Annotated in this window: 10 tRNA genes and 3 rRNA genes; all 13 read right to left on the bottom strand. The window is 46.0% G+C overall.

What is annotated here, in order from left to right:
* Positions 1–63, bottom strand: a 16S ribosomal RNA gene (locus HC179_RS04945); the annotation flags it as partial.
* A 127-nt stretch (positions 64–190) separates the two neighbouring features.
* Positions 191–264, bottom strand: a tRNA-Gly gene (locus HC179_RS04950).
* 13 nt (positions 265–277) lie between these two features.
* Positions 278–351 (bottom strand) — tRNA-Pro (locus tag HC179_RS04955).
* 17 nt (positions 352–368) lie between these two features.
* Positions 369–445, bottom strand: a tRNA-Arg gene (locus tag HC179_RS04960).
* A 95-nt stretch (positions 446–540) separates the two neighbouring features.
* Positions 541–626: transfer RNA gene (locus HC179_RS04965), tRNA-Leu, on the bottom strand.
* Positions 627–652: 26 nt separating this feature from the next.
* Positions 653–736, bottom strand: a tRNA-Leu gene (locus HC179_RS04970).
* A 17-nt stretch (positions 737–753) separates the two neighbouring features.
* A tRNA-Gln gene (locus tag HC179_RS04975) sits at positions 754–828 on the bottom strand.
* Positions 829–981: 153 nt separating this feature from the next.
* Positions 982–1,057, bottom strand: a tRNA-Val gene (locus HC179_RS04980).
* 72 nt (positions 1,058–1,129) lie between these two features.
* Positions 1,130–1,204, bottom strand: a tRNA-Glu gene (locus HC179_RS04985).
* An 8-nt stretch (positions 1,205–1,212) separates the two neighbouring features.
* Positions 1,213–1,304: transfer RNA gene (locus tag HC179_RS04990), tRNA-Ser, on the bottom strand.
* A gap of 7 nt (positions 1,305–1,311) precedes the next feature.
* Positions 1,312–1,386 (bottom strand) — tRNA-Asn (locus tag HC179_RS04995).
* A 9-nt stretch (positions 1,387–1,395) separates the two neighbouring features.
* Positions 1,396–1,512 (bottom strand): 5S ribosomal RNA (gene rrf, locus HC179_RS05000).
* 124 nt (positions 1,513–1,636) lie between these two features.
* A 23S ribosomal RNA gene (locus HC179_RS05005) occupies positions 1,637–1,730 on the bottom strand; the annotation flags it as partial.

Below are 1,730 nucleotides of genomic sequence, written 5' to 3' on the forward strand. Positions count from 1 at the left end.
GACTTGCATGTATTAGGCACGCCGCCAGCGTTCGTCCTGAGCCAGGATCAAACTCTCCAATAAAGAGTCTGAGCTTTTGCTCAAAATTTGCTAGCTTGTGTTACTTAAAATCATTTTGTCGTGTTCCATAGAACCGACGTTATGACGCTGTTGTTTTGTTTAGTTTTCAAAGATCATTCATTCAAAATCATGGAGCGGGTGATGGGAATCGAACCCACGACATCAGCTTGGAAGGCTGAGGTTTTACCATTAAACTACACCCGCAATATTTTCAATATCGGGAAGACAGGATTTGAACCTGCGACCCCTTGGTCCCAAACCAAGTGCTCTACCAAGCTGAGCTACTCCCCGTTTACTTTAAGAAGTAATGGCGCGCCCGAGAGGACTCGAACCCCTAACCTTTTGATCCGTAGTCAAACGCTCTATCCAATTGAGCTACGGGCGCTTCATATAATCGTTTATTTGATGTGCCTCTCAGAGGCGACTTAACTATAATATCAAATCCAGTATTAAGTGTCAACACTTTTTTGAATTATTTTTTGGTGCGGCCGAGAAGAGTCGAACTTCCACGGGGTTGCCCCCACTAGGCCCTCAACCTAGCGCGTCTGCCATTCCGCCACGACCGCGAAAATGAATGGCTAGTGTAAATGTATGGTGCGGGTGAAGGGACTCGAACCCCCACGTCAAAGACACTAGATCCTAAGTCTAGCGCGTCTGCCAATTCCGCCACACCCGCATACATTTTTATAAAATTGGCTGGGCTAGCTGGATTCGAACCAACGCATGTCGCAGTCAAAGTGCGATGCCTTACCGCTTGGCTATAGCCCAATGAATTCACTCCGTGAATTACCTTCTTAGAGTAAGCTACATGAGCTTACACCGCAGATATTATTTTGTCTATTTCCGAAGGAAATAGGCGGAATAATATCGACACTTTAAAATCCACTTCGCTCTCAAAGTATATAGGAAACAAAGTCCCTCTGGTGGAGGATGACGGGATCGAACCGCCGACCCCCTGCTTGTAAGGCAGGTGCTCTCCCAGCTGAGCTAATCCTCCTATGTAATGTCAAATGTTATTTTCATTGACAGACTTCATAAGGAAAGTTATTTTTACTATCCTAAGAAACTTTGGTGACCCGTACGGGATTCGAACCCGTGTTACCGCCGTGAAAGGGCGGTGTCTTAACCGCTTGACCAACGGGCCAAAGATAATGGCGGAGAGCAAGGGATTTGAACCCTTGAGACGGCGTTGACCGTCTACACGATTTCCAATCGTGCTCCTTCGGCCACTCGGACAGCTCTCCATTTAGTTGGCTCCACCAGTAGGATTCGAACCTACGACCCTTCGGTTAACAGCCGAATGCTCTACCGCTGAGCTATGGTGGATTAATACCAGCCTGGCAACGTCCTACTCTCACAGGGGGAGATCCCCCAACTACCATCGGCGCTGAAGAGCTTAACTTCCGTGTTCGGTATGGGAACGGGTGTGACCTCTTCGCCATCATTACCAGACAAATATTATTATAATATATCTTTGAAGAAAATCAAGATGTTTTTTCAACTTTTTTTATTCCTTCAAAACTAGATAATGTGTTCGTATCAAGATGTTCTATCGTTCAAATTAGTTCATTGTTGTTGGGTTAAGTCCTCGATCGATTAGTATTCGTCAGCTCCACATGTCGCCATGCTTCCACCTCGAACCTATCTACCTGATCATCTTTCAGGGATCT

It is taken from the genome of Bacillus sp. RO1, from assembly GCF_012524115.1.
In the GTDB taxonomy this organism is placed as follows: domain Bacteria; phylum Bacillota; class Bacilli; order Bacillales; family Bacillaceae_I; genus Sutcliffiella_A.